This is a genomic window from Vibrio sabulosilitoris, from assembly GCF_055391395.1.
In genome coordinates this window covers 42,721-68,880 of sequence record NZ_AP029601.1, presented here as the reverse complement: position 1 = coordinate 68,880, position 26,160 = coordinate 42,721, and the positions used below count along the sequence as shown (strand labels likewise).

General features: G+C 43.3%; 19 protein-coding genes. 3 read left to right on the top strand and 16 right to left on the bottom strand.

Going from position 1 to position 26,160, the window contains the following annotated elements:
- Positions 1–1,546: 1,546 nt before the first annotated feature.
- The 15 genes from ACZ5R2_RS23210 to ACZ5R2_RS23140 all read right to left on the bottom strand — a co-directional run bounded on the left by ACZ5R2_RS23210 (position 1,547) and on the right by ACZ5R2_RS23140 (position 20,935).
- Positions 1,547–2,350 (bottom strand): PRTRC system ThiF family protein, encoded by an 804-nt coding sequence (locus ACZ5R2_RS23210; RefSeq protein WP_464900566.1) that lies wholly within the window; start codon positions 2,348–2,350, stop codon positions 1,547–1,549.
- A gap of 84 nt (positions 2,351–2,434) precedes the next feature.
- Positions 2,435–3,685, bottom strand: a complete 1,251-nt coding sequence (locus tag ACZ5R2_RS23205; RefSeq protein WP_464900565.1) for a hypothetical protein — start codon at positions 3,683–3,685, stop codon at positions 2,435–2,437.
- A complete protein-coding gene (locus tag ACZ5R2_RS23200) occupies positions 3,682–4,461 on the bottom strand; it encodes a hypothetical protein (RefSeq protein WP_464900564.1) in 780 nt (259 codons plus the stop codon). Before ACZ5R2_RS23200 ends, ACZ5R2_RS23205 begins: the two co-directional genes overlap by 4 nt.
- A 114-nt stretch (positions 4,462–4,575) precedes the next feature.
- Positions 4,576–5,631, bottom strand: a complete 1,056-nt coding sequence (locus ACZ5R2_RS23195) for a hypothetical protein (protein WP_464900563.1) — start codon at positions 5,629–5,631, stop codon at positions 4,576–4,578.
- Positions 5,632–5,867: 236 nt separating this feature from the next.
- Positions 5,868–6,095 carry a hypothetical protein gene (locus ACZ5R2_RS23190; RefSeq protein ID WP_464900562.1) on the bottom strand — a complete coding sequence of 76 codons (228 nt, stop codon included), beginning with the start codon at positions 6,093–6,095 and terminating at the stop codon, positions 5,868–5,870.
- Between the two features lie 12 nt (positions 6,096–6,107).
- The gene (locus ACZ5R2_RS23185; RefSeq protein ID WP_464900561.1) at positions 6,108–6,329 is read right to left on the bottom strand and encodes a PRTRC system protein C; all 222 of its coding nucleotides are present in this window, start codon (positions 6,327–6,329) and stop codon (positions 6,108–6,110) included.
- A gap of 13 nt (positions 6,330–6,342) precedes the next feature.
- Positions 6,343–6,834: a hypothetical protein gene (locus ACZ5R2_RS23180; protein ID WP_464919484.1), complete on the bottom strand. Its 492-nt coding sequence runs from the start codon at positions 6,832–6,834 to the stop codon at positions 6,343–6,345.
- A 357-nt stretch (positions 6,835–7,191) separates the two neighbouring features.
- Positions 7,192–8,286 (bottom strand): hypothetical protein, encoded by a 1,095-nt coding sequence (locus ACZ5R2_RS23175; RefSeq protein WP_464900559.1) that lies wholly within the window; start codon positions 8,284–8,286, stop codon positions 7,192–7,194.
- 3 nt (positions 8,287–8,289) lie between these two features.
- Complete coding sequence (locus tag ACZ5R2_RS23170; protein WP_464900558.1) at positions 8,290–9,516, bottom strand: ParA family protein; 1,227 nt, start codon at positions 9,514–9,516, stop codon at positions 8,290–8,292.
- Between the two features lie 490 nt (positions 9,517–10,006).
- Positions 10,007–10,561, bottom strand: a complete 555-nt coding sequence (locus ACZ5R2_RS23165; protein WP_464900557.1) for a hypothetical protein — start codon at positions 10,559–10,561, stop codon at positions 10,007–10,009.
- A 267-nt stretch (positions 10,562–10,828) separates the two neighbouring features.
- Positions 10,829–12,652: a ParB/RepB/Spo0J family partition protein gene (locus ACZ5R2_RS23160; RefSeq protein ID WP_464900556.1), complete on the bottom strand. Its 1,824-nt coding sequence runs from the start codon at positions 12,650–12,652 to the stop codon at positions 10,829–10,831.
- Between the two features lie 201 nt (positions 12,653–12,853).
- Entirely contained in the window at positions 12,854–13,240 is a 387-nt protein-coding gene (locus tag ACZ5R2_RS23155) for a hypothetical protein (RefSeq protein WP_464900555.1), read from the bottom strand.
- 108 nt (positions 13,241–13,348) lie between these two features.
- On the bottom strand, positions 13,349–13,549 hold the full coding sequence (locus ACZ5R2_RS23150) for a hypothetical protein (protein WP_464900554.1): 201 nt from the start codon (positions 13,547–13,549) through the stop codon (positions 13,349–13,351).
- A gap of 49 nt (positions 13,550–13,598) precedes the next feature.
- On the bottom strand, positions 13,599–15,512 hold the full coding sequence (locus ACZ5R2_RS23145) for an ATP-binding protein (protein ID WP_464900553.1): 1,914 nt from the start codon (positions 15,510–15,512) through the stop codon (positions 13,599–13,601).
- A 383-nt stretch (positions 15,513–15,895) separates the two neighbouring features.
- Positions 15,896–20,935: a DEAD/DEAH box helicase family protein gene (locus tag ACZ5R2_RS23140; protein WP_464900552.1), complete on the bottom strand. Its 5,040-nt coding sequence runs from the start codon at positions 20,933–20,935 to the stop codon at positions 15,896–15,898.
- Between the two features lie 360 nt (positions 20,936–21,295).
- On the opposite strand from ACZ5R2_RS23140, the gene ACZ5R2_RS23135 reads away from it, so the two are divergent.
- The 3 genes from ACZ5R2_RS23135 to ACZ5R2_RS23125 all read left to right on the top strand — a co-directional run bounded on the left by ACZ5R2_RS23135 (position 21,296) and on the right by ACZ5R2_RS23125 (position 23,773).
- The gene (locus ACZ5R2_RS23135; protein WP_464900551.1) at positions 21,296–21,646 is read left to right on the top strand and encodes a DUF4165 domain-containing protein; all 351 of its coding nucleotides are present in this window, start codon (positions 21,296–21,298) and stop codon (positions 21,644–21,646) included.
- A 30-nt stretch (positions 21,647–21,676) separates the two neighbouring features.
- Positions 21,677–22,243 (top strand): Ig-like domain repeat protein, encoded by a 567-nt coding sequence (locus ACZ5R2_RS23130; protein ID WP_464902406.1) that lies wholly within the window; start codon positions 21,677–21,679, stop codon positions 22,241–22,243.
- Between the two features lie 183 nt (positions 22,244–22,426).
- Positions 22,427–23,773 (top strand): Ig-like domain-containing protein, encoded by a 1,347-nt coding sequence (locus ACZ5R2_RS23125; RefSeq protein ID WP_464900550.1) that lies wholly within the window; start codon positions 22,427–22,429, stop codon positions 23,771–23,773.
- A 367-nt stretch (positions 23,774–24,140) separates the two neighbouring features.
- Here the strand turns inward: ACZ5R2_RS23125 and ACZ5R2_RS23120 are convergent, their stop codons facing one another.
- Positions 24,141–26,015: a hypothetical protein gene (locus ACZ5R2_RS23120; RefSeq protein ID WP_464900549.1), complete on the bottom strand. Its 1,875-nt coding sequence runs from the start codon at positions 26,013–26,015 to the stop codon at positions 24,141–24,143.
- Positions 26,016–26,160: the final 145 nt, after the last annotated feature.

Below are 26,160 nucleotides of genomic sequence, written 5' to 3'. Positions count from 1 at the left end.
CAAGTTACATAGTTTTACGACAAGTGCCGGAACTGGGGTGAGGGTGAGGCTCATTCCCCTGGCTTCCATGCATTGATGGGAGGCTCTTACCGCTCATAGCTCGATCATTCAGCCCCATAGCTTTACGATAAGTGCCGAAACTGGGGTTAGGGTGAGGATCATCCCCCTGCCCTCACGCATTGGTAGGAGGCTCTTACCGCACATAGCTCAATCATTCAGCCACATAGCTTTACAATAAGTGCCGAAACTGGGGTTAGGTTGAGGATTATTCCCCTGCCTCCACGCATTGGTGGGAGGCTCTTTCCGCTCATAGCCCGATCATTCAACTACATGGCTTTACGATATCTACCAAAAACGGGGTAAGGGTGAAGAAAACCAACCAGCTCAGCGCTACTTGAAGGTACACCAACCATGCTGCGGCCACTCAGTTACATAATTTTACGACAAGCACCAGAACTGGAGGGAGGCTCTTACCGCTCATAGGCGGATCATTCAACCACATAGCTTTACGATAAGTGCCGGAACCGGGGTTAGGGTGAGGACTATTCCCCTGCCCCCACGCATTGGTGTGAGGCTCTTTCCGCTCATAGCCCGATCATTCAGGCACATAGTTTTACGATAAGTTCCAGGGTCGGGGTGAGTGCAAGGGTAAGCCACCGCTTTACGCGCGATTGTTCCGATACTCATACCCACTGGCAAGGTATTTAAGCGCACATGGCTTCACGAAAGGAGGAAGTGTTGGGGTGAGGGAAATCGTTCCTCTTCTCTCCGCGCGATTGGTAAGTTACACCGACCATTAATCCGCACACACAAACGTAAAGTGCAGAATTCTGCAGCAAGGCGAGTTTTCATAAACTTGATTAAGGACCTGGTTGGCCTTAAATCCGTGTAATTCTATGGCAGTAGGAATTGAGAAAAATTGGTGTAAAACTGTGTAGCTAACGACAGTATGAAGGAGAGAGATCTACACTCAGAATAGACTAAGGGGGCATTTCGTGTAAATTTGTGTTACTTACATCATGCATGAATTTTTGTGTAAATCTGTGTTAGATCACATTGGCCCACAAAACTGTGTAATTCTGTGTTGCTATAGTCTAGCACGAATTTAGTGTAAATCTGTGGTTGATCACACTAATCCACAAATTGGTGTAAAACTGTGTTACCAGCTCATAGTGAAATTTCTGTGTAAACCTGTGTTTGAACGGTACGATTTCAGTCCTACCATGGGTAGCTTTGATCAGAAATATGAAAACGACAAAATTCACGATTCATAATTGAGGTTACACATAATCATTACCTGTTGTGAGGGCTTACCTGATCGATGATTAAGGTTAACTACCTCTGTGCAGGTATTTTGCAGCTTACACTTCGATGAAATTCAAGATCAATCTAAACGATCAAATGGAAATGATCAACTAAAATTTCACCAAACCCCGCTAGGTGGCTTTAAGTTATTGATATTAAGGTGTTAATGGTTTAAGTAACAGTGTTTCGTTGAAATAAAAAAAAGAGCGCGATGCGCTCCGATTGAGTATGATCTTATCGACTATGCCGCTTTACTATCAGGGTTAAAACCATACATTTGCCAAACGAATGGATCGACTGCTATTGGCTCTGTAACGCATTCAAGCAGGTCAAATCTAAACCCATGATTCTTAATCTTACCTCTGCGGATTAATGGAAAAATAAGCATCGCAAAAGCGTTGGTAGCCAAAACGTCATTCACACCGAATGACTGCTTTGTGATCGCTTCATCTGTCGAGCAGCTAGGTTTTGATACCTCAGCATCGTTAGCAACTGAATCAGACCATGAAGACCCAAAAATGTCGTGAGGGCTAACGAGCTTGAACTCATCGCTGTATCCATAGAGTGAGCCTAGAAACGCCTGACCTACGGTTGAGGCATTGCCAAGGTCTAGCCATAAAGCCTTTGGCTTTCTACGGTGATTAATGTCCTTTATTCCGTGAGCTATTTCTAGCCTTGCTTTGGCGCTATCTACTGTGGTGATCAGCAAATCAATCTCAACGGCATCTATACCGTTGAACTTCTCTGTAGAGAATGACCAATTGACGTTACCGAACTGATTGAAGCGATTAACTAGTAGACGTGATTTATAATGACCTTCGTCACAGCTATTCCAGTATGGCTGTCTACCAATGTTAGCTCCCGACACCTTCTTTGGGTCATATATAGTTACATCCAGACCGTATCCACCGAGCTTTTTTAACACGGTGTTGAGCTTAAAGAGAAGTGTCGCGCAACTGCCGCCAGTTCCCCCTGCCCCAACGAGAGCTACCTTCACTCGCCTATTTAGACCTAACAGTGACTCTGGACAGATGATTTCGTTCATAATTTATTTCCTAGAAATATTGGAGTAGGTTTCATTCTATTTGATTAGGCCACAACACAAGTGATCGTGTATTCTGGAGAGTAATTAGCAGTCTTGGGCTTTTCGTAAAGCAGAAATAACAGCATTAGCAGCAGCAGCTTGTCTTATAAACAGCAGAGTATCGCTAGGATTTTTCAGCTCTGTATAATTACTGCCTACTTCCATGATCTGACGATTTATGCTTTCGTACATGGAAGTGAACATATCATCTGAATCAATCACAATGTTTACACATTGACTTACTCTAATGCCCATTTCTTCTTCCTCGTAATCAGGAATTGTTGCGAATACATCTATTAAGAGGTGCTTGTAAGTAGAGATAAATTTGTGGTAAATCTGATCAGCTTTTGTTTTCGGCTTTGGTAAGCGGTTTAAAAGCAATTCAAGTCGTTCTGATGTTGACTCGGCCTTTAGATCGTAAAAGCCTGAGCAGTCGGGGTCTTGCTCTTTAGCAGCTAGGTACTGAGAAAAGTCATCAATCATCTGGCGCATTTCGTAAGCCTCTTGAACTTCGAGTTGCTTGAATAGTTCGACTTGATATTTTTCAACCATGATTTGGTACTCGCTCGGACTTGTTGGTTGAATTGTACGAATGCATTTTACCCAATGGGAGAAGAACAAATCCCCATCAACATCAAAATCGTTTTGATAACAGTCATCGAGATACTTCCAAGCATCTGTCATCTTTGAACGATCCAAGGATAGCTTGCTGTCACTTGGAGATAGTTGTTCTTCGAGATAGATGCAGTCGTACTCAAGTTGGTCAGAACCTAAATCAATAAAACCATAATGAGATAAACAATCAATAACTGAACGTATATGACCTCTAATACGAGGTGAAAATCTTGCGGTTTTTATTGTTTTGACAGTATGGCAATCGTTTGGGAAAAAAGTGTTTCCAGACGTGTTGACGTAGCTGCTAAAGTGATTGTCTTTGTGAGGCGTAAAGGAGACCAACTCCTCTCCGAAACCTTCAAGCATAGAATCAAACTCTTTGCTATAAAACTGATTCACGCTTAAATCCAGTAATCTGATTAGACGGGCAGTCTTAAGGCTTTCACTTGGGTCTGTGGCCAATAAGGTATCTGCAAGCCATGGACGACTTGTGTGCCCCTCGTAGGCCGCCTCTAGCAGCAAACTCATGTACTCGCCTGAATCAGTGTTATCAGCAAGATTATACTTCGCTAGTGATAGGTGCTTACTCGCTACGCGCATATTTCTAGCAACAACCTCTAATTCAGCACCAATACCTTGAAAAATTGGTAGATTGGATAGGTCAGTACTCGGTAGTATCATCTTTGCACCTTCAATTCTTTAAGTGCCTGACCTAATGTTTTGAATTTTCCAGTAAGCAGTTCCTCATCAGGGAATTCAGTTTTCCCTTCTAAGCTGTTCCAAAAATTTATGGCGGGTTGTAACTGCGAGGAATTAACCTCAAAGGTTTTCAATGAGGCAAATTTATAACCAGTGTAGTTAGAGTTGAACAAAGCCGCTTGCATCACAGGAATTGTCTCCACACCAATTTCATTGCTTGGTGGGTACTCAGCACTACCGATGCAGAGCGACATGTCAGCGTACATGTTGGCAAGGGGCGCGTGGAACAGTTGAGTGCCAAGGTCGGGACGTTCAATACAGTTTTTGAAAGCGAAGACACAGAGCTTACGTTGGTTTTTCAGCGCAACAAAAATCAATTTAGGGTGCGGAACTTTAGCCGTAGCAGTTGTTTTTCCATTACCTTTATAGGTTCTATACCACTGCTGCGATATCACTGGTTTCTCCGTATACCAAACAGTCGCGTAGTCGTTATCTAGGAGAAGGTTACTTGGCAAGAGGCTAAACGAATCCTCCTTCTTTACTTTAGTTTCAGACGCAATATTCTTTTGAGAGACAGATTGAATGAGCTTTGCAGATTCGATCAAACCTTTGTCATCTAACCAGATCCCATCAAGCATTTCACCCGAACTCGTAATGTCGTGTTTTGTTATGCCAAAATTAGTGACCACAAGTGCATAGTGGTATTTTAGTTTGCAGTCAGTAGTTTTCGGTGGTGCAAAGGGGTTCGTGTAGTCCATGATGTAGCCACTGGTGAAGTTGAAGTTATGGCTATTATGGCAATAAGCTCTCTAAAACAATTGATCGGTATTTCAGTGGAGGTGACACCTAACACTTGCTCTAAATGGACATAATCATGGTTTCAGGATCTGAGCTAAGTCAGTGGCAAAGGCAGAGACAACACCAAGGTTATTACAGACTGATCTTGCATACTCTGGTTGTTCAAGTGCGTTAAAGTGCTCTCCTTGAAAATTGTCCATAGCTGACGCTAAAGATTCAAGCAAGGGAAGATGACCGTAATCTTCATCAATGAAATAAAATAGATTCGAGGTTGAATAGCTTTCTTCTTCGTAGATTAATCCAAATTTGTTGACTGAACCAATCAATAGGTCTGAGTTACAGGTGATAAGATTAGCCACGTCACGCTCTTTGTCATTGAGGTCATCCATGGCCGCGACTTTGCTAACAATCAACTCCATCATTTGCCCATTGCTCAGACCAACAGATTTCCGTGTTTTAGATAGCTCACTATGAATGGTATCAAAGGCTAAGTATTCTTTTGCAAATAGAACGCCAACCTCGATATGAGAGCAGTCATAGTCTGCACCTTCACTAAGCAGTTCGTAGTCACTCAGCAGTATGCCATTCAAAGACCATACCTCATGATTTTTATCGTTGCGCAGGACGCTGTCTATGACAGACATTAAGTCAATCTGGTCGAGGCAGTGTGGCTCACTAATATTCAAGAGCTGATCAACTATTTTGCCTAGTACTTTGCTATCAATCGTCCCAGCATCAGTGTTTGGTATGTCGGGGTAGTCTGGATAGATTGACTCAATATGGAAGATGAGATTAACGTTGTCGATTATGCTTGACGCATAGCCACAGTCGGACAAAAGCGCGACAAACTCTCTTAGGCACTTGGCTAGTTCTAGTCGTAGATGGGTCACATTGAATACAAAAAAGTCACCCTGATCACATCCTAGGCGAACAGCAGGATTCTCGATGGCTTGATATTGTTCTTCGTCAACAAACTTGGCTTGATTTGTATAGGTACAATCGACTAGTGGCGCGAACAGTGGAGTAGACAAAGCCTCAACCGAACAATGTTCGTACCTCTGAGCAGAGCGAAAACCATCATCGAATGACTGCTGTAGTTTCCTTGAAACTAGTAGAGCAACGTAATCCATAAGCTTAAACCTCAGATTCGGGTTGCTACTAGTAAGGAGTAGGTTTTCGATCCGCTCAGACACTACAGGTGAGCAGGATTCTCTGATCAAGTGTAAATGTGAGCGAAAGTGCGCAAGCACTTGTTCTTGACCAAGGTCATAGTAACCCACGCGAGCTAAGAGATCGGTGTGCGCTAAGGCTGCTCTTATTCCAAGAGGACGAAAACAGCCAAGCGAATTTAGGTTTTGAAGCTTGATCATAGTAAAGGTGGAATTTGTGGTGAGTTGGCACACACAAATGTTTTGGCTTGTACGTTCTTGAAAGGCTGCATGTGTGTTAGGTTTGCCGAGTTCGACAGCAGAGCGCATGGCACTTTTCTGTCAGTGTAGGTCTTGATTTCGCTTTCCAGTTGTTCACGGTAATTTTTCTTACCGTGAACTTGGGTCAGTCGATTGAGGTAGGCATCAATGGACTCTTTAGACATTAGACCCCTCCCCTAGCCATTAACTGATGCAGGTGGCATGACATAAGTGAATAGTATGCACGTTTCTCCTGCCACTTCGCCAATAACTCCATCAGAATTGAACAATGTCGTGCTGCGCAGCGTTGGATACTGCTTGCAGTGTACCTCATGCACTTCACTGATACTCATAGTAGGACTCGGATCGTCAAGTACGAGTGAACCAATTTGAAATTTACGAATTAGTTGGTTTAGCATCTGCGTGACTCCTTTATACGGTAAACTGATCGAGGCTAAATAGGTCATCCATACTGCAAGACTCGGTGGACGCAGCTTTAGCCGTTGGCGTAGGTTGCTGTACGGGCGTCTGAGAGTCTTTCTCAGCATCTTTAGGCTTAGGTTTAGTCGATGCCTTCTTGGTTGTCTTATTCGATGGCTGAGAGGCTTTAGCGCGTTTGTTAGCGACTTTTTCAGACGCACTGGCGGCAGTGATATCTTGCGCAGTCATAGTAAGTTCTTCAAGAAGGTGAGCGAGTTCAACAGATGCTTGTTCTTCCAATTCTGCACCACTTTCAGCGGAGCTAAAAAGGGGATAAGTAAAGCATTCTCTTAGTTGCTTCACACGGTCATTATCAGTAGCCGTGGCTTGTGATGTATCGAACATGGCGACTAACTGTGGCTTGCCGTTACGAATTTGGATTTTCATGGTGCAATCTGACAACTCGCTTGATTTGAGAGCGTTTACGATTTGTTGGACAATCATCTGTGTACCTTTGGTGTTATCGTTGATGTGTGTCTATCGTATAAGGTGGCGCAGCTAAACAAGTGATCATGTTTTAGGTAGAGTTAGCCAGATTTTCCGCTAAGTCATAATGCGTGATCTGCTGTTAACTAGAGATTCTAAGGTTGTGGGTATCTATTCAAAGAAAGTAAGTTGATCTTGAAATAGGGTGTTCAGTTTACTGGAATTCCCCCATTACAACCTTGTAACGCAATCAGAAAGTGGGTGTAAGTCGCTGAAAATTAAAGACATAAACCTTGAGGTGGTATCCCCCAAGAAATCGCTGAAAACAATGCCGCCCTATGCCTTTAGAGCGGCTCAATATACAACGTGAAGAAATTAGTTCTTCCAAAGCTTTTTGAACTCATCCGGCCCTTTCGCGTAGGCTTGCATGAGTTGATCTAGAGCATTAACTAACTCTTTTGGGGCATCCCTGGTTTCGAATACTTCATTGCGGTGCTTACCACGTATGACACTTTTACGTTGCAGTCGATATGAGACTTGATCACTATTTTTTAGATAGTCATGAGTTGTAGTGCTATCTCCACTTTTAGGTGACGCTTGCTTCTTTTTGTCTCCAACAAAAGACTTAATATTTTTGGTGATCATTTTAGCTTGTACAACTTCGTCGTAATCACCATCCTCGTCCTCAGCGACCGCAATATCGAGAGAGTCTGCAAGTTCTTTGGGGTTCATGCCAAGTTTCTCAGCTTCATCTTGCAGTTGAACGAGTGCAGTAATATCAGAGTGAGATAGAACCGAATAATCATCGAACAGAGAGAGCAAATCGACTGAAACCCTCGCAGCTTTCATCGCTCTAGACACTTTGGCCGTAGAGCATTCAAATCGGTCAGCAACTGCTTTTTGGCTACCTAGCTGCTTCTCAAGTTCGATACATTCCAAACCAAACTCGTATGAGGACTCTTCTTTACCAGTCTGTAGGTCACGGCGAATATCAACCATGTCATCTACAGTAATATCAAATTCATATTCGGCCGGATCACATACTAGGACCCAAAAATCTAGCTCTGCTTGAATACAGCCTTTCCGTCTGCGTGAGCCATCAATAACCTCATAAAGGCCATCAGACATCTTAAAGGCATAAGCTGGGTGAAGTTGCTTACGTCTCTTCAAACCTGCCACTAGTGGTTTTAAGCTAAGCTCAGTCAACAAAGCCTGAGGCCGGTTGTTAGTCACACTATTGACGCGAGTTCGTTCTTCGATTTTAGCATGAGGAATCCACTTCGACTTGAATGTGATTTCACCACCACTAACTTTGAAAGATACGCAAAAATCGTTAGTTTGATTTGTTTCTGTATTAACAACCTGTTCATTTTGAACGGGTGCATCTTGTTGGGCAGTGACATCATTTTGCTTAGCTTGACGCTCTCTTGCGCGTCTAGCTTTCTTTTGTTCTAACGTTTCTTGACTCATGGCTTACACACCCTTCTGGTAATCAATTAGTTCTTCAAATATTTCTTCTACCCAGTCGCTTGCTTCGGATAGAGCGCGCTTAAATGTTGTCTCTGAGCCTAAGTATTTGTTCTTGTCCATGGTAAAAATAGTACAGCCATACTCCACAGATCGTTCGTAGGCTTCTTCGTCCTTAAGGCTACACTTCAAGACATGCTCTTTGCCGAAAACATATTTGAGGTCATCTTTTACAGTAGTGACAATAGTATTACGGTGTTTTTTACCGGCCATGTGCGTACTGTCTCGCGTTACAAAACCTTTTATAAATGAAAGCTGCTTAAGGTCATATCCATCATTTTTAACCATGTCATTGATTACGCTGGTCATACCGCTGATAAACGTCATAGATGATTGGAATGAGTAGTAAGTAGGTGGAACAGGAACAAAGATACCGTCACTTGCTCCAATTGCATTCTTCATAACTTCATCCATGTGGGGGCCACAGTCCAAAAAGATAAAATCATAGTCATACTGAAGAGGTTCAACAATACGCTTTCTAATAAGGTCATTTGGATTATGCTGATCAATAATGCCTGGTTCACGAAGCTGCGCGATATTAAATGCATCATCTGTGTTGCAGGCAATGATGTCTAGATTCAGCTGATCGGTTTTAACAACGGCCTCTTCTAGTAGCTCTTCCCGAGTGTAGTCCTCAATCATACAGTCAATCGAAGACAAGGTGCTGCCCTTCTTAAGTTTAGGACACGCGAACTCTGTCGTGGTAGCCTGAGGGTCTAAATCAACAATAAGGATGCGAAGTTGCTTGAGGATCAGTTTGGGGTGCATGAGCCCACCACTTGCAGCTATAGCAGTCGCTAGTGATTTCCCGACACCACCCTTTAAGTTCTGGAATATTGAGACGAACGCGCGTTTCTCAAATGCTCGATGAGGCTTAACACCAAAGTCTTCGGCAATCTCGAAAAGGTTTTCACGGCTGAGGGCATAAGGTGCTTTCTCACCAGTACCTTTTCGAGCGATAACAAGATTCTGTTCCTTCTCCATTTTTTTTATTCGAGTCGTCAATACACTGTCAGTTACGTTGACTCTTGCCAAAGCAAGATAGTGTTCGAGTGTGCGTTTAGTGTATGTAGAGATTTTGTTTTCTGTTTGAAACTCAAACTGTATTTCGGCGCGGTCTTCATGCATATCACTGGCAGCATTGCTCATTGATTCAAGACGATTCATGTCCATCGTATATATTCTCCGTAACCTGAACTGTTGATTATGATAGATACTATCTAGCATTCTTGACGTTTAGTCAATAACTAAATAAAACGTCAAGATCACTATGATACGTAAAGTTCTGAATGTATTATCAGGCTGACGGGGACTTGATGGATGTTGTCACTGAGATACGATTGTAAATAAAGAACAACAACCACTATTTAGCATTAAAATTACACCTAGAATTTCAAGTTTCTTGGGGGATGATTATAAAGGATTTTTATTTATATATATCAGTGGGTTAAGTGCGAAATTTAGTGGCGTTACAAGGTTGTAATGGGGGATGTTGTAAGTGTAGTCTCTGCACTTAAAAAAGGAAATTTGATTAGTATTAGCATAGACTGAATCAATTTTGTTCATGAGTTAAGTGCTGAGAGCTTTAACTGATAACCTCTTTGATCATGTTACCAATTAAAGCTACACACTTGCAGTGAAGTGAGGGAATGTGTGATTTATATCAAAAACGGTAGTGCTGCCCTAACCCATTCGCGGCAAGAAGATTATCAGTGAGGTAGTTGATTCGGTCATGGTAGCTGTCTCGAACTAGCTCATAAGCCTTGGATAGCTTATATGAAGTGGATTGACTTAGGTCGGCTGTATCCGCCCCTACACTCAGGTCAACGGTGGTGTGAACAACGATAAACAATTCTGAGTTATCCCAATGTGCAGAAGTAGAGGTAGCTTCGATCCGATATCCAAGTGGGTACTGAACGCTAAGGATAGCATCTTGTAGTGAGCTGGCATTGGATATTTCACTCGCGATGGACTGGCGCTGATCTGCAAGCATATAGACCTCAAATTGCGCTATTGAACTGCTATCAGACGATGCTAGGTTTACAAATGTGCGCTTGAGCAGAGCTTTATCTAGATCCAACACAGATACACTCAGATTATCCATAAGGTGCTGTGCGTGAGGACTTGAGCTTTCACGTACCAAATTATCATTTGCTTTCACTGTATCACATGAAGTCACTGATGCTGCTATTGCTATCAATGCCGTGGCATATCTCATAATGAAGTCCTCGCTTGTAGGGTTTACGGTTCTATAGGAATGATACATCTAAGGGTTTTAATACAAGTGATCGGTATGTTTGTAGAGTTGGCGTTACTGAAATTACGATTAAACAGTACGCTGTTGATCGTAGCTTTAAATAAGCCAAGGAGACCTCTCCTACTAGTCGGTGATCAGGATGCAGGTAGAATTAGTGAAGCATGAAAAAAAAAGCCAGTTCTTTATAGAACTGGCTGCCAAGTGGCAATGTCTCAAACAAGTTTTTCGCTAGTCGGGCTTCACGTAGTCGACGGTAAGCTCTAGATAATTACGTGGTGCATAATCAGACCAGTCAAAAGCAAAGGCAAGCATGGTGACGATAAGGACATCGACTTTTCCGTTCATCAGTTTTGCGAAGGTGGCAGTGCCATTAGTCTTGTCATACTCAGCCTCGAACCCAGACTCATTTGCGATGATTGCAATCTGCTGCTTTGTCAGCATTTCGAACAGCTCCTTGCTTGGTTTCCACGCTGCGATCATTTTAAGCTCTCGTTCCGCAGTATCAGGCATGAAGTGCTCAAGCGATTTTCTAAATACCTTGTTGGCAACAAAGTCCGTATGGTCTCTGGCATCTGAATCGAGCTTAATTTCTTGCTTTGCGAATGCGACAACTAATTTCTTTAGAAGCTCTGACAAATCCTGAGCAGACAGTTTTACCAATTCTTCAATAGGTTGCTTGATCTGGTTCGCATAACGCAACGATTGTGAGAGCGATTTTACCAACAGAGCTTGCATGAATATGGGCTGTGTTGACACTGCACTGGCTGCTACTTCTTGAGCCATATTCGCATAAGTGCGTTGTAGTTTTTTCGACAACTTAGCTTTTGGCGCAGAAGTCAATTTTGAGGCTTTTGTAGTGTTTTTCTTAGGTTTAGTACTAGTGGTAGTAGTCTTACCTTCTGCTGATGCCGAACTATCAACAGATGCCGAGTTATCAACATCGTTAGTTTCGGGCTTAGGGTTTTGGGCAACCAGATGAGCTGTTTGCATCTCGCGGTAACATGAAGTGTCCAGACAAAGATTTGGAACAGCACTGCCGTATCGCTCTTGGTCGATGGAAACGATGACAACGCAGTGCTCACAGCTTGCACATGATTTAGCTTGTTCCTCACCAAGAGAATCAGTTGAAACAAGCTTACAGTCATTAATGTTCTTTTCTTCGCTAGTAAGAACCGTACCGTAGGTGACTTTAAGCTCTGGTATGCGAACCTCGTTCAGCCATTCCTTTTGCTTTTCCAAAAAACACTGAGGATTTGAACAATGCTCGTCTTCGCCGCCTAAATCAAATGCCGAAAATTGCTGATTTGAATTGAATGGACAATTTGCGCAACCTGCTTTATCAGTATCGAATTTCGCCGTCTTAAGATTAAGCTCAAAGCTCTTAGCTTGAGACTTTAAGAAGGAGACTGTGTATTTCCGTGGATCGGCCTCGATTGCCTTCAAAATGTTTAGCTGAATAGCTTTAGGGAATTGAGAGAGAATGACGCAATGCCCCTTTAGAACTGGACGCTCAGGATCATCAAGCGCGTCTATCAGCTCAGGTTCACAGCGACCGATTTGGAGTAGTTCTCGATACACTGACTCGGACTTGTTCAATTTGATCGCTGCTGTTGCATGATCGCCATTAAAGATGGAAAGGAATCGTTTAGCGTGTTCAACTTCATCTGCAATGGATAGGTCGGAGCGGTCTAAGTTCTCCGATAAAGCCATAGCCAAAGCATCTTGGTCAGAAACCTGACCCTTATTCAGTGCGGGGATCATGAGGTTGTGTTTCTTAGCAATCTCCCAACGACCATAACCTGCAATCAACTCGTAGACACCTTCGCGGTTAGACTCGCGAACTACGACAGCAGACAAAAAGCCATGTTCAAGTACCGACTTCTCGGTATCTTCTTGTGTTGATAGTGGACGGTTTTTTCGGTAGTTACCTGCGAAGTCGCCAACTTGCAACTCAATGATAGAGTCATGTGATAGGGTAAGTAGAACGCCATCTTGCTCAGTATCAGTGATGTCTGTTTTATATTCTTGCTGAGATTCATTAATTAAAAACATACTAGTTATCCTTCGGTCAGTGATACAGCTTTTCAATGCTGCTTTATGTTTCGTAGGTACATAGTAACGAGCAGTGACAATAAACAAGTGATCGTGATTTTGGTGAAGAAAGGGGCAGGGTGGGCTAGGTTGCTTCGAAATAGGAGAAGGTTACAACGGCAAATAGACTGATCTTGCCGTTGGTTATGTTGAGGTGACTGGCTATAACAACTGACTGATGAAGTAGCTTTGGCGCTTTAAAGTTCTAGCTTGGCTAATCTGATGCTTGAGCACAGTTGTATTGAAAACAAGGCTTTGATCATCTACTCGAATATCCTCAGGAAGAATGACCTTGATAGATTGAGTCAGCTCTAAGCTATCTCCGTTGATCTGAATACCAATCACTCCTTTAGTAAACTCGAGCAAAGAATGGTCAGCAATCGCTGATAGGCACAATGACCTGGAGTAAGGACATACCTGGTCTACTATGGCTATGTTAGTTAGATGCTGACCTAACTCTTCTGCCGTGCTGTCTGTGCTTACACGAACCTCATAACTTTGAGCGTAGGTTGGCAACGCTATCAGTAACAACGATAGTAAAATACGCATAAAAAAGTCTCCCAGTTCCTATCATTGAACTAAGAGACTAACATACGCTTTTTAGGTACACCGAAGATTCGATTAATCAAACTTGATGACTTGGAGATATTCAGTAGTTCACTTCTCCTTCAAGTGCTCGCGGATGGCTATCAAAAGATGCTCTGCGCTGATGCTCTCGCCTGCTATTGTACCAATTGCGATAAGGAGATCTTTCTCCGAGTTCTTCTTTATAGCATCAACTACCACTTCGGCGAGAGCCGGTGCGATTTGACTATCCAGTTCACGTGACTTTTGAATGAGTTGGTCTAATTTTTTCATAATTTCCTCAAGAAGCACCTCGAAAGGGGCAGATGTTGAATGACAATGCTTATGCCGCAGCTGGTTGGACGATAACTGGTAATCCATTTTCAATAGTAAAAGTGAGACCGTCCATACGTTCGCGCATGCTGTTATGACTAAGACCATTTAGTGCTTTAGTGATCTGCTTGAGAACGGCTTCCTCAGGTGTCGCAGATAAGCGTACAGCCAACCACTCATCCCAATCTAGTTGTGAATAAATTTCTATATTATTACCCCATTCATCACTGATGTAGATCATATCGTCAAGTTCAATAGGCTCAGTTTTCTCAGGGACAGCCATGGTAAAATCGTTTTCACCACGCAGACCAATCGAGATCGGCGTTCGTGTTGATGAACCGCTCCACAACATTTCTTTCTCATCATTCTGTTCGTCACTAGTTGTGAGAGCATCCGATTGGTGTTTGTACACGTTGATGCTTACCTCTTTATAAAAGCTTGCTGCGATACTCCAATCGGTATCCTGATAGACTTCGCGATTAGTTTCCTCGGATGAGAATTCAACTTCAATGCTCGTTAGATCAATCACATAATCAGTAAGCCAATGGTTTGCAGGAAGGGAAAGGTTGATTGCAAAAACCTCACGCTCGTCCGTCTGAGCAATGAAATATGCTGTGGTCAGAGAAGTTGGTTGGTCATCAACCAAAAGCAATAGAGTATTTCCTTCTGATATCTTCTTGTGTGTTAACTGCACTTCATCCTGAATTGTGTCATCTGAAAAATAATTTTCTAGCGGGAACTCGCAGTTACAGACTGGTCGAGAATCAAGTGGCTTCACATGAAGTTGCGGAAAGTAGTCAATTGAATTTATAACATCGGTCTCAACATGCTGACAAATCTGTTCATAATTTTTGTTCAAAAATTGCCGGTCTTGTACAGTCAAATCCTTTCCAACCAGGCTTAGACAAGTATCCTTCAATTTGGTAATACTGTACTCGCTCGTCGCCTTAACGAGGGACACACAAACTTTTTCTTTCCAGTCAGCGTGTATGTGAGTCCGGTCAGGATGTCGCGCCTTCACATCAGAGTTAAGATGCACGATCACCTTGTTGTCTATTAGGTTTGGAATCCCAGCTGTGATGGCGGCGAAGTGTCTAAAATCGTTAGTATAGTCTTTACTGAAATCGTGTAGATAAATTGGCAGCGATTGTAAATATACGAGTAAATTCGTGCGAGTAGTAAACCCAGTCGTATTGTAAACCTTCTTTGGATGGTAGATTGAACCGAACTCAAACTCAATTTTGTCGTGTGTTAAAGAGAGCTTTGAACCAATCGCGGTTGCTTCCGGCCGCATTACTTTATCAACAATAGTCGCTTCACCATTATCACTACTATCGTTGGATTGGTAGCTAACAGTGATATCCATTGGACAGCCCGATGCGTATCCTGAAATGATACTCAAAGCGTCTTGTACAGTTTCAATTTTGGGATGGTGGATCGTAATTCTCGTACCCGGCTCTGTGAAGTCGCTAACCACAACAGGTGCACCCAATCCGGTTAGAATAGCCTCCTTATCAAACAGAATAGAACGGCTGTTTGATTCAACCTGAGTTTTCAAGCCAAAGTAGAGTACAGAGAAGAAGCCACACCCAAACGCATTTTCACGTTTAATTGTATCTTCTGACCATCCGCTGTTACTAAAAGTGAACAGTTTAGAAAAATCTTCGATTCCTGTACCATTGTCCTGGATGATCAACTTGGTCGGCTTATTAATGCCTTTAGTTACTATTTCAGATTCTATTTTGATGCTCACCTTTGTGGCGTTCGCGCGTCGAGCGTTCTGAATAAGTTCTCCAAGGCATGTGCTTGAATGAGCGAAGATGTGATCGATATTGCGCAGTGTTCCTTCACTGCATACTCTCGCAGTGACTACCTCTGTCTCTATGTCTGCTACATGGTCATTGAGATTTGCTGGCTTGTTCATGGGCGATTCCGTCCTCTGTCTTGTTAGTTTGGAGTAGCTATTATCGGCTATGAAGCACCAGAACAAGTGATCAGGCTTTTGGTGAAGCAATGCGTTGTATTCGAGGGTGAAGTGGCGGATCAAGCATTGCGTTATCTTACCGTTGACTATGATTGATCAAGACTGAGTAATGCTGGTTTCTGGCTTCTTCCAAAGTTTGGTTTCAGTGGTATCTGTTTGGAGATCAGACATACAGTTAAACCAAACTTTGGAAGAAGCATTAAACTAGTGCTTTTCAAATTAACAAGAGTGATCTGATTGGAAGAAGGGTAGGGACTAGTGACAGAGAAAAGCCGCTGATTTCTCAACGGCTAAAATGAAGTTAGAATGGTTATAGAGCTAAATTAGGCTGCTTTTTTTGCGGCATTCTCCGCAGCTTCGAACTCGCGCGTTAATGCGATTTTATCTAATTCCAACTGCTTTAATCGACTGATATCGAACTCACGCTTGCTAACTAAATCGAGTGACTTATTTTGCTCTGTCAAGGTTGAGATACGCTTGCGCATTTCTTGGACACGAAACGGCAAGTTTTTTACTGTGGCAATAATGCTTGGCAACAATTTAGCCTTAGCGAGATCGCCTTTATCAATAAGGTATTGTGACCCTGTTTCGACCCCGACCAGTTTAACGCTACCGCCAAATATCGAGGCGACAGCAACAATGTCGAAGTTTCCAAGTTTGGCAATGACAGCCTCTTGTTCACGGCTTGAGTGTTTTGACACTCGGCGGAAATCGGCAAACTGATTGAATAACACGTTGCCAACCTGCTGATTGATTTCAGTAAGAGCAACGTCACCAATCGTAAGCGCGATACCAGAAGACGCCTGAGCTTTGAAGTTGTCAAAGTCCTTAGTACAGTCGTCAATTGCGTTTTCAAGGTTTTTGATGATCTCTTGGTTTTTCTCAATCTGACGAACAGCATTGTTTTTTGTACGCATGCTATTACGATACAGCACGTCTTGTTCAAATAGCTCTTTCTCAACGGCCATCAATTTGAGCAGAGAATTATTGCCGGAGACCTGCGCTTTAAGCTCAGCGAACGTTAGTACATCTTTATCCATAGTGAGCGAACGGCTTAGATCACTACCGCTCGTGAACTGTCTGATCATTGATGCTTTTGATTCCAAAATTTGAAATAACCAACTATCTGTTGAACGCTCCAAACCGTAGTAGTAAAGGCTCAGCTCGAACGGGTTGATGTCTTGTTGTCCTGATTCTACTCGATTTCGATAGATCACATTGCCTACACGCTCAGCACGACCGCGCAACTGTTCTAGGTCGGATGGTTTGAAAGGAGCGACGAGGACGTGTGTTGCCACAAGGCGATCTTGCACGTTGGCACCCGTACTCATTTTTTCAGCGCTGGTAAGCACGACTCTTACGATGCCTTGGCGCATACGTTCATATAAAGCCATTTTCTTAGCGTCTGTATCAAACTCTTGAGCAATCGCGATTTCACAAGGTTCTATGCCCTGAGATACAAGCTCAGCAATGATGTGGCGATAAAGGTTTACCGAAATTCCGCGTGATTCATGTTGTTTTTTATCAAGCTCTAATCGCGCTTGATCATCCCCCTGAATAGCTCGCTGCCTCAGTTCATGACAATAATCTTCCTCGGCGTCTTTCTTAGGGCAAGGCGTACCCAGATCGACATACAACAACTGCACACCTTTTTCAGACTGAAACTCGTTATAGTGCTTTACTGTGTTTTGAATCATCGCGTGTACTTTTGAGCTTAACGTAGTCTCAGAATGCACATTGACCAGTTGAGGTGAAACACTCGCTTTTTTGGCGTCCGAGATCACTAGGAGAGCGTTGTCATTGATTATTGGGGATTTTTTAAAATTTTTAGTGCGCTCAACAAGTGATTCCATGAAATGGAGAGTTTCTTTATCGATCTGAGTAATAACGCTGATCGGCGCTCCGGTTCTCAGCTTCGGCCTTGCGGGATACTCCTTGCCATCCGGCGATTTGATGGTAGGAAGTAAATGCTCAAGTTCAGCACTCGTAATAGTCATACTGAAGCACCCAAAAATCGCGGTTAGCTGCTCTAAGTTGTTGAATGAGCGTATACGATTAACTAGACCTACCGAACCATCAGCTTTGAGTTCATACTCTGCTGAATTGGAAATGAACGTAGATGCGAAATCATCGAGACAGCCAATTTCCGCCGAAGACAGCAACTTAGGAGCCAACATCCGCAACCATCCATAGCTTTCAACGATAGAATTAGAGATCGCGGTGCCAGTAGACATTAGCACGCCGGGGTTTTTGCGTGTTTCTATCAGATATTGCACTTTGATCTGCACATCCATTGAGCGCTGAGATGCAGTAGTTGAGCCTATTCCTTTACACGATCTAAGCTTGGCTGTGTGATACCCCATGTTCTTAGCTCTGTGTGCTTCATCTACAAGTAGCGAGTCGAAATTCAAGGACGCAAAACAGATAGAACGTTCAATATCATTCATCTTGGAGAGTCGCTTAAGTTCCTCTTTAAAGCTCAACTTCGAGTTCTCGAGGTCACGAACAGTAAAGCGCTCCGTAGCCTTTGTCAGTGCATCCTCGATTTCGTTAAGTCTCTTGCTAAACATTGTCTCTTGAGCCTCGATAGGAGCATTGATTTTCTTAAACGTGCTCTCTGGAATGATTACGTAGTTAATCCCGCCTGTCTTGATTCTCTCGAGTGTATCAATCCTTTGCTTGGGACTTAGGCTAGTAGCATCAAGCACGAGCAGTTTATCTCTATCGGACGGGTAAAGAGAAAGCCACTCACTAGCAATCTGGCCTGTAAGGTGCGCAGGGCAGACCAAACAACAGCGTTGTCTCAAGCCTAGCCTTACCCCCATGTTACACGCGATAGCCATTACCGCAGTTTTGCCAGCTCCAACCGCGGCATTGAGCAAAAAGCCACTATCATTTTGAGTTAGAAATCTGCGAACAGCCGCAATTTGGTGAGGATAAGGCGTAAAGTGAGGGGCTAGATCTGGGAAGTATCCATGCTTGAACTTGGCCTTAAACGAGGCAAAACGGTTTACTTTCTCATTATAGTTTTGCTCGATAATGGCTGAATTGTCAGATGTCGAGATAAACGACAGCCATGCTAGTTCAATCTCCTTGATAGCAGTTTTAAGCAAAGCGGTAGCTTCATTGTCAACACCAATGACCTTGCCCTTGCAGTCACGCAGCTTAACGATAACTTCGCCGTAGTTCATCAGCTTACCTAGCACCTGCTTTGGGTTGTGTGTTGGCGTGCCGTAGGTTGCAATCACCTCAGCATCGGATGGCATAGGAAACTTAACTGTAGTTCGACCCAAGGAACGAGAGATTTCTACTGATTGTCGTGCAACTTTGTATGTATCAGAAATGAACCTCTCCACTAAATCTGTAGGTATCCAATGTGCTGAGATCGAAGCTGTTATGTCTGCAAACTCGACTGGCTTCGGCATAGCCGTTAGTAGGGCGGCCACGTTTGACGCCATACGTGGATCTGAAATCTCGTGAGAACGTGCGATCTTAATCTTCTCCACAAGGTCGCCGGATAGGTAGTCCTCAGCAAGTAGAAACTGTTTCGATGTTGGATCAAAGAACACACTTGAACCCAGAAGTTCGGCGCGTGCGTTTCTTTCTGGTTGCCCCGTAAGTTTTGCGATCAGTTTAAAGTCTATCTTACTCGAATAGGCCAATGAAAGCGCTAATGCATCCTCAGTTGACTTTGCTGTGGTCGGCAAGCTCCAAGGGAGAAACGCGCGCTCAAAAAATATCTTAGCTTTTTCGCACACGTCAGGTTTTTGCTCAACACCCATTTCTTTAGCCTTTGCGCGGCTTATACCTGCTTTGTAGTCTTTTTCTAGTGCATAGAGTGTCGACATGCGTGCATCGCGCCCGAAAGCTAACGTGTTAGCTCGATTAGACAAGTAACCGTACTTTTTCACATAAGCGTCGTATATTTGGTTAAGCTCAGCGCGAGTCTTATCTAGCTCATTTTGTGGGCTGCTAGTGGAGGCCTCAAGCGCCATAAGGCTATTGGCTACCTCGGCAATCTCGATCATTCCGCTGACACGCTTAAATTTCATTGCTTTGTGTGAAGTCTCTACAAGCTCAAACCCATTCAGACCTCTAAAAACGATAGAGTGGTCATCAGATAGGCCAAATGTAAACGGCTCGATGTCAGCTGTGATCGATAAACCAGATTCTTGTTTAAGTCGCTCGTCCTCGTGCACATAAGGCACGTATTGAGCTATATCTTTGAACAGTGATGAACAAGCAGAATAAACGGCAGTGCTAAGATCGCTCTTGTCGTCAGGTTGCGACCATAAGACTTGATTTCGACCAAACAAAAAACCTTCGGTCGGCACTGCTAGATTTAAAAATCTCTCGGTACCAAGCGCGGCGTTGGAGGTATAGAAGCTAGTCCCAAGGGTTTGTTGCTCGACGCCGATCCAGTCAAGGTTCGGTTCTGCTTCGTTACATGCCTCAAACAAGAGCACGTCAACAGACATCTTTGTGTTTGTCTTACTTTCAAACAGCTGATAAGGAATGCGCACCCCGCCGACGAAGTTAGCAAGCTCTGATATTTTACGGCGTGTAGACTCGTCTTCTGAGTCCATTACAGAGCACGGGAGCACTGCATAATATAGGCCACCTTGACGCAGCAATTTTAGACTTTTTAGAATAAAAAGCTCATGTAGTTTCACGTTGTTGACATTCATGCCAGTTCTATCGCTTGTGCGAATAGCGTTAAATGGTGGATTGCTCACAATAAGATCTTGTGTTGGCAATTTAACGTCCTGAAACTCTTTGTTAAGCAAGGTTGCCGCTGGGTATAGCTTCTCGCACGCCTCAAAGCTCACAGAGTCAAGTTCAACCATCGTCAAGTCGATAACATCGCGCATGGCTCCAGGCATCGGGGCAACAAACCTACCTACACCACATGATGGCTCTAGCACACGTGCGTGACTGAAACCAATTGATTCAAGAGCGTCCCACAGCGGTGTGGTGATACATGCGTCAGTGTGGTAAGAAGTAAGCGAAGCGAGTTTTGCTGCTTCTAGCTCTTCCTTAGTTAAAAGAGCCTCGAGTTTTTTCCGGCGCTTATCCTGCGCCTTATTCTCTCTATCGAATACTGAGCGGATAGGGCCGAATCCACTAAAGCGATAGATATCATCAAGGTTTGGCGTCTGGTCCGTTGATTTAATTGCCTCGACTGCCGCTATCGTTTCATCGATGGCGGCTACACCGCTTGAAAGTTCGATCCCTTCGCGTGAGTGGAAGTCGCGATACTCAGCGATGGACAAAGCAGTTGTTGATACCTCGTTAGGCACCTGCTTTTGTTCCTGCGCGAGCGCTGCATTAACAGAGGTAGATAATAGATTGAAATCGAACATTCGAGACCCCAAGAGGTTGTGTTAATTAAGTATGTTCATTCTATCCGTAGCAGCCTTAAAACAAGTGATCATGCATTGGGTGAGAGTGTAACTACGCCATCTGGCGAAAACACTTGATCGTGTAGAAGAAAAGTATTCAAAGAGAATGTGCTTAATGCTGATCATGAAGATAGTGAAGCTCAAGTTGTCTGACTTACAGTGACTTCGTGATCAAAAAATCTGTTGACTACTTCGCAAATAGGAAAGGAAATTGGTTAACAAATATCATGAATAATGTACACTTATTGAGCAACCTCCGCACTATACATCGCTAGACTGCGATCCTAGCACCCAGGTAACCAACAAAGTTGAGCATATTCAATGAAACTAATCTCTCATTGCATCGCATTGTGCATGTCGGTGGTGGCGGCCAGTACAAGTGCCAATCTCGAACTCATTGAGTTTATCGACACGAAAGGCGAAAGCGTAGAACTAGTGCCTCCACGTGGATCTTTCTACACGAACAATGTGAGCGAATTAACCCTCCATATATCTGCCGGTGTAGAAGAGAGCATAGAAGTAAGCTTTCTGTACAATAACCATGATTATCAGGTAGAAAATCTTGGTGTTGTAGGCTCAACAGACTTGATCGAGGTAAATGGCCTTTCATTCTATGGTAAGTCAATTTCACTAAGTTCGACGAATAACTTCCAGGGCGAGAGCAGGATTTAGGTTGTCAAAAGGGACCTAGAGGGCTCGGTCATCGACAGAGCGAATTATGATTACAGCCGGGATGTTTCAAATATAACGATACTTGACACTGACATTACTCATGTTTCCAGGTATTCGAGCAGCTCAGAGGGAATAGAGCATTTTGCAGCAACAGGTAACAATATCTCGATCAAGCTTAATGATATTAGGAAAGGGACTTTCGATGGAGCTGCCGAACTATCGCACGCTATATACTGGATAGAAAGTAGTGATGGCGAACGACAAGAAGTCAAAGTGCCGCTCAGCTTCCCTTACAGTCACAATTACACAGCAAACTTGACTCTACCCACAACAATCGCCGCTGGGGAAGATTTAGTTCCTCCTTCAGCTTCAGGTCTATACACGATTGGCTTTGACGTCTATGACAAAGCAAATAACTACGATACGATTTCTCGAAAAAGTCATATAGATAACTATTGCCCTCCAGATGATTTTTCTTTTTATATAGCGCCAAACGGTACGGGTGTTCAAAGCGACTGGATTCCTTATACACCTGGTATGAACGCTGGACCCAACCCTCTTCACATAATCATTGGCCGCAATAAAACTGACTTTTAAAATGGTGATAGAGCACCTTATGGGTGGGCACTAAATAACTATGCTGGGGCGCACACTGATACTGAAATAACAACTGGTGTAAGTAACGTAAACTACCCTGGTGGATTTCCCAGAAGAAGGTTTCTCACTAGGTCAGGACTGTATTGTCATGAATTTAAAGTAACCGACAAATTAGACTTAGATATGTCTGCTAGCCAAATATCTCCAAGACTTGATCGAATATTGATACAACTCGATGATTCAAACCAATACTACGAATTCGATGATATTACTTTCAAAGTGCCCTCAGGGAGATACATAAAAAGAGTAAGTTTGTATTTTGATCCGCGATTGTATTATCAGTATGTAAGGGTATCTGTAGATGGGAAAGTAGGGGATTGCGAAATATCCTATAGTCAGAACAGTTGTCATGTTGACATTGAGGTACTAAAAGATAGCAAACCTGCCGGCAGTGTAATGCTATATGTTTACGCTTCCACAAGTGGAGGGTCTTATATGGAGCTACATAGAGCTAGAGTGTTGCACGATAATACACCTATAATGGTCCGGAGTTATTCTAAGGTAGACGATAGACTCAAACTACATATCTATGACCCTGATGCTGATAAGAATTACGACACGCCAGGTGCTACAACGGTATATGGCGCGTGGGGATTAGATAGAGTCCTACTAAACCACCACAATTATACCACTGATACCTCTTATGCTGATACGCTTGATGGTGCAACAATAGAAGCAATTGATGAGTGGAATAAGTATGTCTATTTTGATCTCTCAGGAATGGAAGATGGTTTCTATGAGTCATGGGTAACGGTTTACGATACATTTGGTAATGTAAGTGGGGCTCCCTCAACGACATTTGGTATAGATAACACGCCGCCGAAAATAGGTTTCGAGCTTTTTGAGGGCGATTTTTCAGAGCCAATTGCTGATATACGGGACATTAAGATAACGCTACAGGACAAGAGTAAAGCCTACGTAACAGAGGCATCAATCACCGCAGCAAACAATGATAAGACATGGCTGAGCACCATAGACCACGGTAACTTTACCACAGTTGGCTTAACAATCTTGGCGCCAGCTGAGTCGTATAATCTTCATGTCACGGCACAGGATGTACATGGCAATGTATCGAGCAATACAGTCAAATTTAGTCTGAAACAAAGGGAGAACACCATAGAGGTGAGTCAACGTGCATTTCTGACGGTAGACGAAGTATTGCTTGATACCCTTGATCAACCTTTTTTCAAGATCAGCTCTGACGATATACTTGTAACCGAGTACGGAACGACAGCGCGAGGTGTTCAAAAGGCCACTCTAACGAGTAATGCATCTGCAGGATTTCCTATCAAAGTTGTAGGCATGGGTGCAGAATACATTGTCAACCCAGGAGAGGTTAAGTCAATCGACCTTGACTTAGGGCAATTAGGCAGCAAATTAGAGCTATTTGCATATCCGGCAGAAACAGGCAAATCAGGTAACGCCACAATACAATTGGATATACCTAAACTAACGAGTAGCTTTGATTGAATTAGATGACAGTTAGGACTCTCATTGTGTGCCAATTACTTCGGCACCTTTGATATGCGTGGGTATGATGTATCTGTAAAGCCATCTTACCCAACAACTCTTAGAGTTAGCCGTAGATATTCCGTGTCCTAAGTTTCAGCCGTTGAGCTCACACCGGTACCGTGTATCCTGACAATCACTGCGGGGCAAAATGCCGACAGGTTAATGTGTACACTGCATCTCCAGTACCGCGTCGGGAACTGCCACCAATGTAGGGCTTGTAGACTTGGTGGGGCTGCACAAATGGAAATTTGCTCCGGCATGGCTACGATTGCCCTTAGGGTGGAGGGATTCGTTCGCTCTTTATTCGTGCAAACCAGATAGAGATTTAGAAATCAGGATGTTGATAAACAGGGGTAGGGCGGCGTGTGCCGCCTTGTTTATACTCAACCACTGTGAGCTCATACTTTCGTAACATTGCCCCCACCTTATAACGGATATCACCGTCAAATAAGTCTTGAGCAACGTTAATGGCGTCGGTGATCGTAAATTGCGATAGTCCTTCGTCTTTCAGCCGCTTCATTATTTCTGGGTACTTGTTGCGCTTGAAAGCTGTGTTACCTGTATGTTTGTTTGATAGTGAGTATATGCGCTGGCGTTTGCCATCTATGACAGCAGAAGTAACAGGCTTAAAATTTCGGTTCTTAAGTACAGTTCGCGCCTGAGTTACTGTGGTATAAGCTCCATTGGAATGTTCGATAAATTGGACCAGGCTAAATTCAGACAATTGAGATGCCGAAAGGCTCATGAGAACCTCGGTAAATCGGTCTTTGGGTACAGAGTTCTCGTCAATCTCTTCGGATGCAAAGCTGTAATAGGTAGATCTACCTACAGTAGCTACCTTTGTAATGTCGTCAGACTCATGGATGATACGAGAGATCATGGTCCGGTAGTTTCCCATATCAAAGAGATTGACCGCATCTTTGACTCGCCAAGAGCCAGAGAGGTTCTCGCGCATGACTGACTCGACTTTTGCGCGCACGGAGGCGTTGATATTCTCGTAGTTGTCTCTAGGCATTGTGGCCAGTTGAAAGAGATAGTCACCTTTGACATTTGTGTGCAAAGTAGGCTCAAAGAGGCTGCTAGAGAGGATTGTTTTTGCTTGTCTTTGTGATAGACGCCAGCCCTCGACATTTATCAGGTCGTTTGCAGTGTAGCGTTTGATATCCAATGCTTTTAAACGATCAAGAAAGTCATCTTTTTTCGATTCAAAATCGTTAAACTTAAATGCGATTTTTCTATCTAAGCGCTCCATGAATTCATGATAGAAAACACTCCCTAACGGTACGATATCGGAAGTGTCAGAGTTAAAGATGCAGGTATTGAACATACGTTTAGACTCAGCGTCAACACGCTGAAGGAAAGTAGTGAGGCTCAGATTAAACTCTTGAGCTTCACTGTCAAAATCTACATCATCATGAGTGCGCTCTACCTCAACGCGCCAACTTGAAACCATTTGAAAATAAGCGCCAAGGACGAACTGCTGAACAAATGCATGATCTTTGGTTTGCAGGTTTTCAGTTCCTACGGCGGCATAGAAGGCAGTTAAATTGAATAGGCCAAGATAGTTATGAAAAGTGCGTTTTGATGGGATGAAAAACTCACCTCGGATCTCTTTATAAAGATGTAGACCAACTTCTTTAACAACATTGTTTCTATTACGGTACAGATAAAGTCCACGGACGCCACGAGATTTGGTAGATCGAAGGGGTGACAGAAAGCAATTTGAATTTACTCTGTGTACATTGAGCATTATGTGGTTAAAACGGGACCAAAATTCATCGCTCCTAACGTACTCTATCGCTTGTTGTAGCTCTGAATTCGAAATAGATTGCTTTCGCAATAGTTGATGAAAAGCGAGATTTACAGCTTTTTCAATCTGACTCTGAGCATGATCCGTACTGAAATAAAAATCCTCAATAAACTGACTACCATTAGTTCCAATGAAAACTCGGAACGACTCTGGTGTGATGTACACACAGCGAATACCACTCGTGCCGGGGTCGGTGGTGTCAAAGAAGCGCGCGCTACGGATTTGGTGTTTATCTCGAAGCTTATCTGCTTTGGCAAGAAAGATGGCATCCTTTTTCAAAGCATTTTCATATTTCTCAGAGTAGTCTTGGAAGACGGTTTTTTTCCCTTCGACAGTCACGGAACGATAAGCACGATATAGCCCGCTTGGTTTGTGGAAAGTGACGCCCATAACATATGAATCCCAGAATATCTTCGTGCTTGAATATTAAACTAGTGTCCCGTAAGAGGAAATATCTACCATCTATCTTGTCGTGCAAATGCTGTCATTTCACTCAATTAGGCATTTAATATGGATACTAATGGCTTGTTCGAGT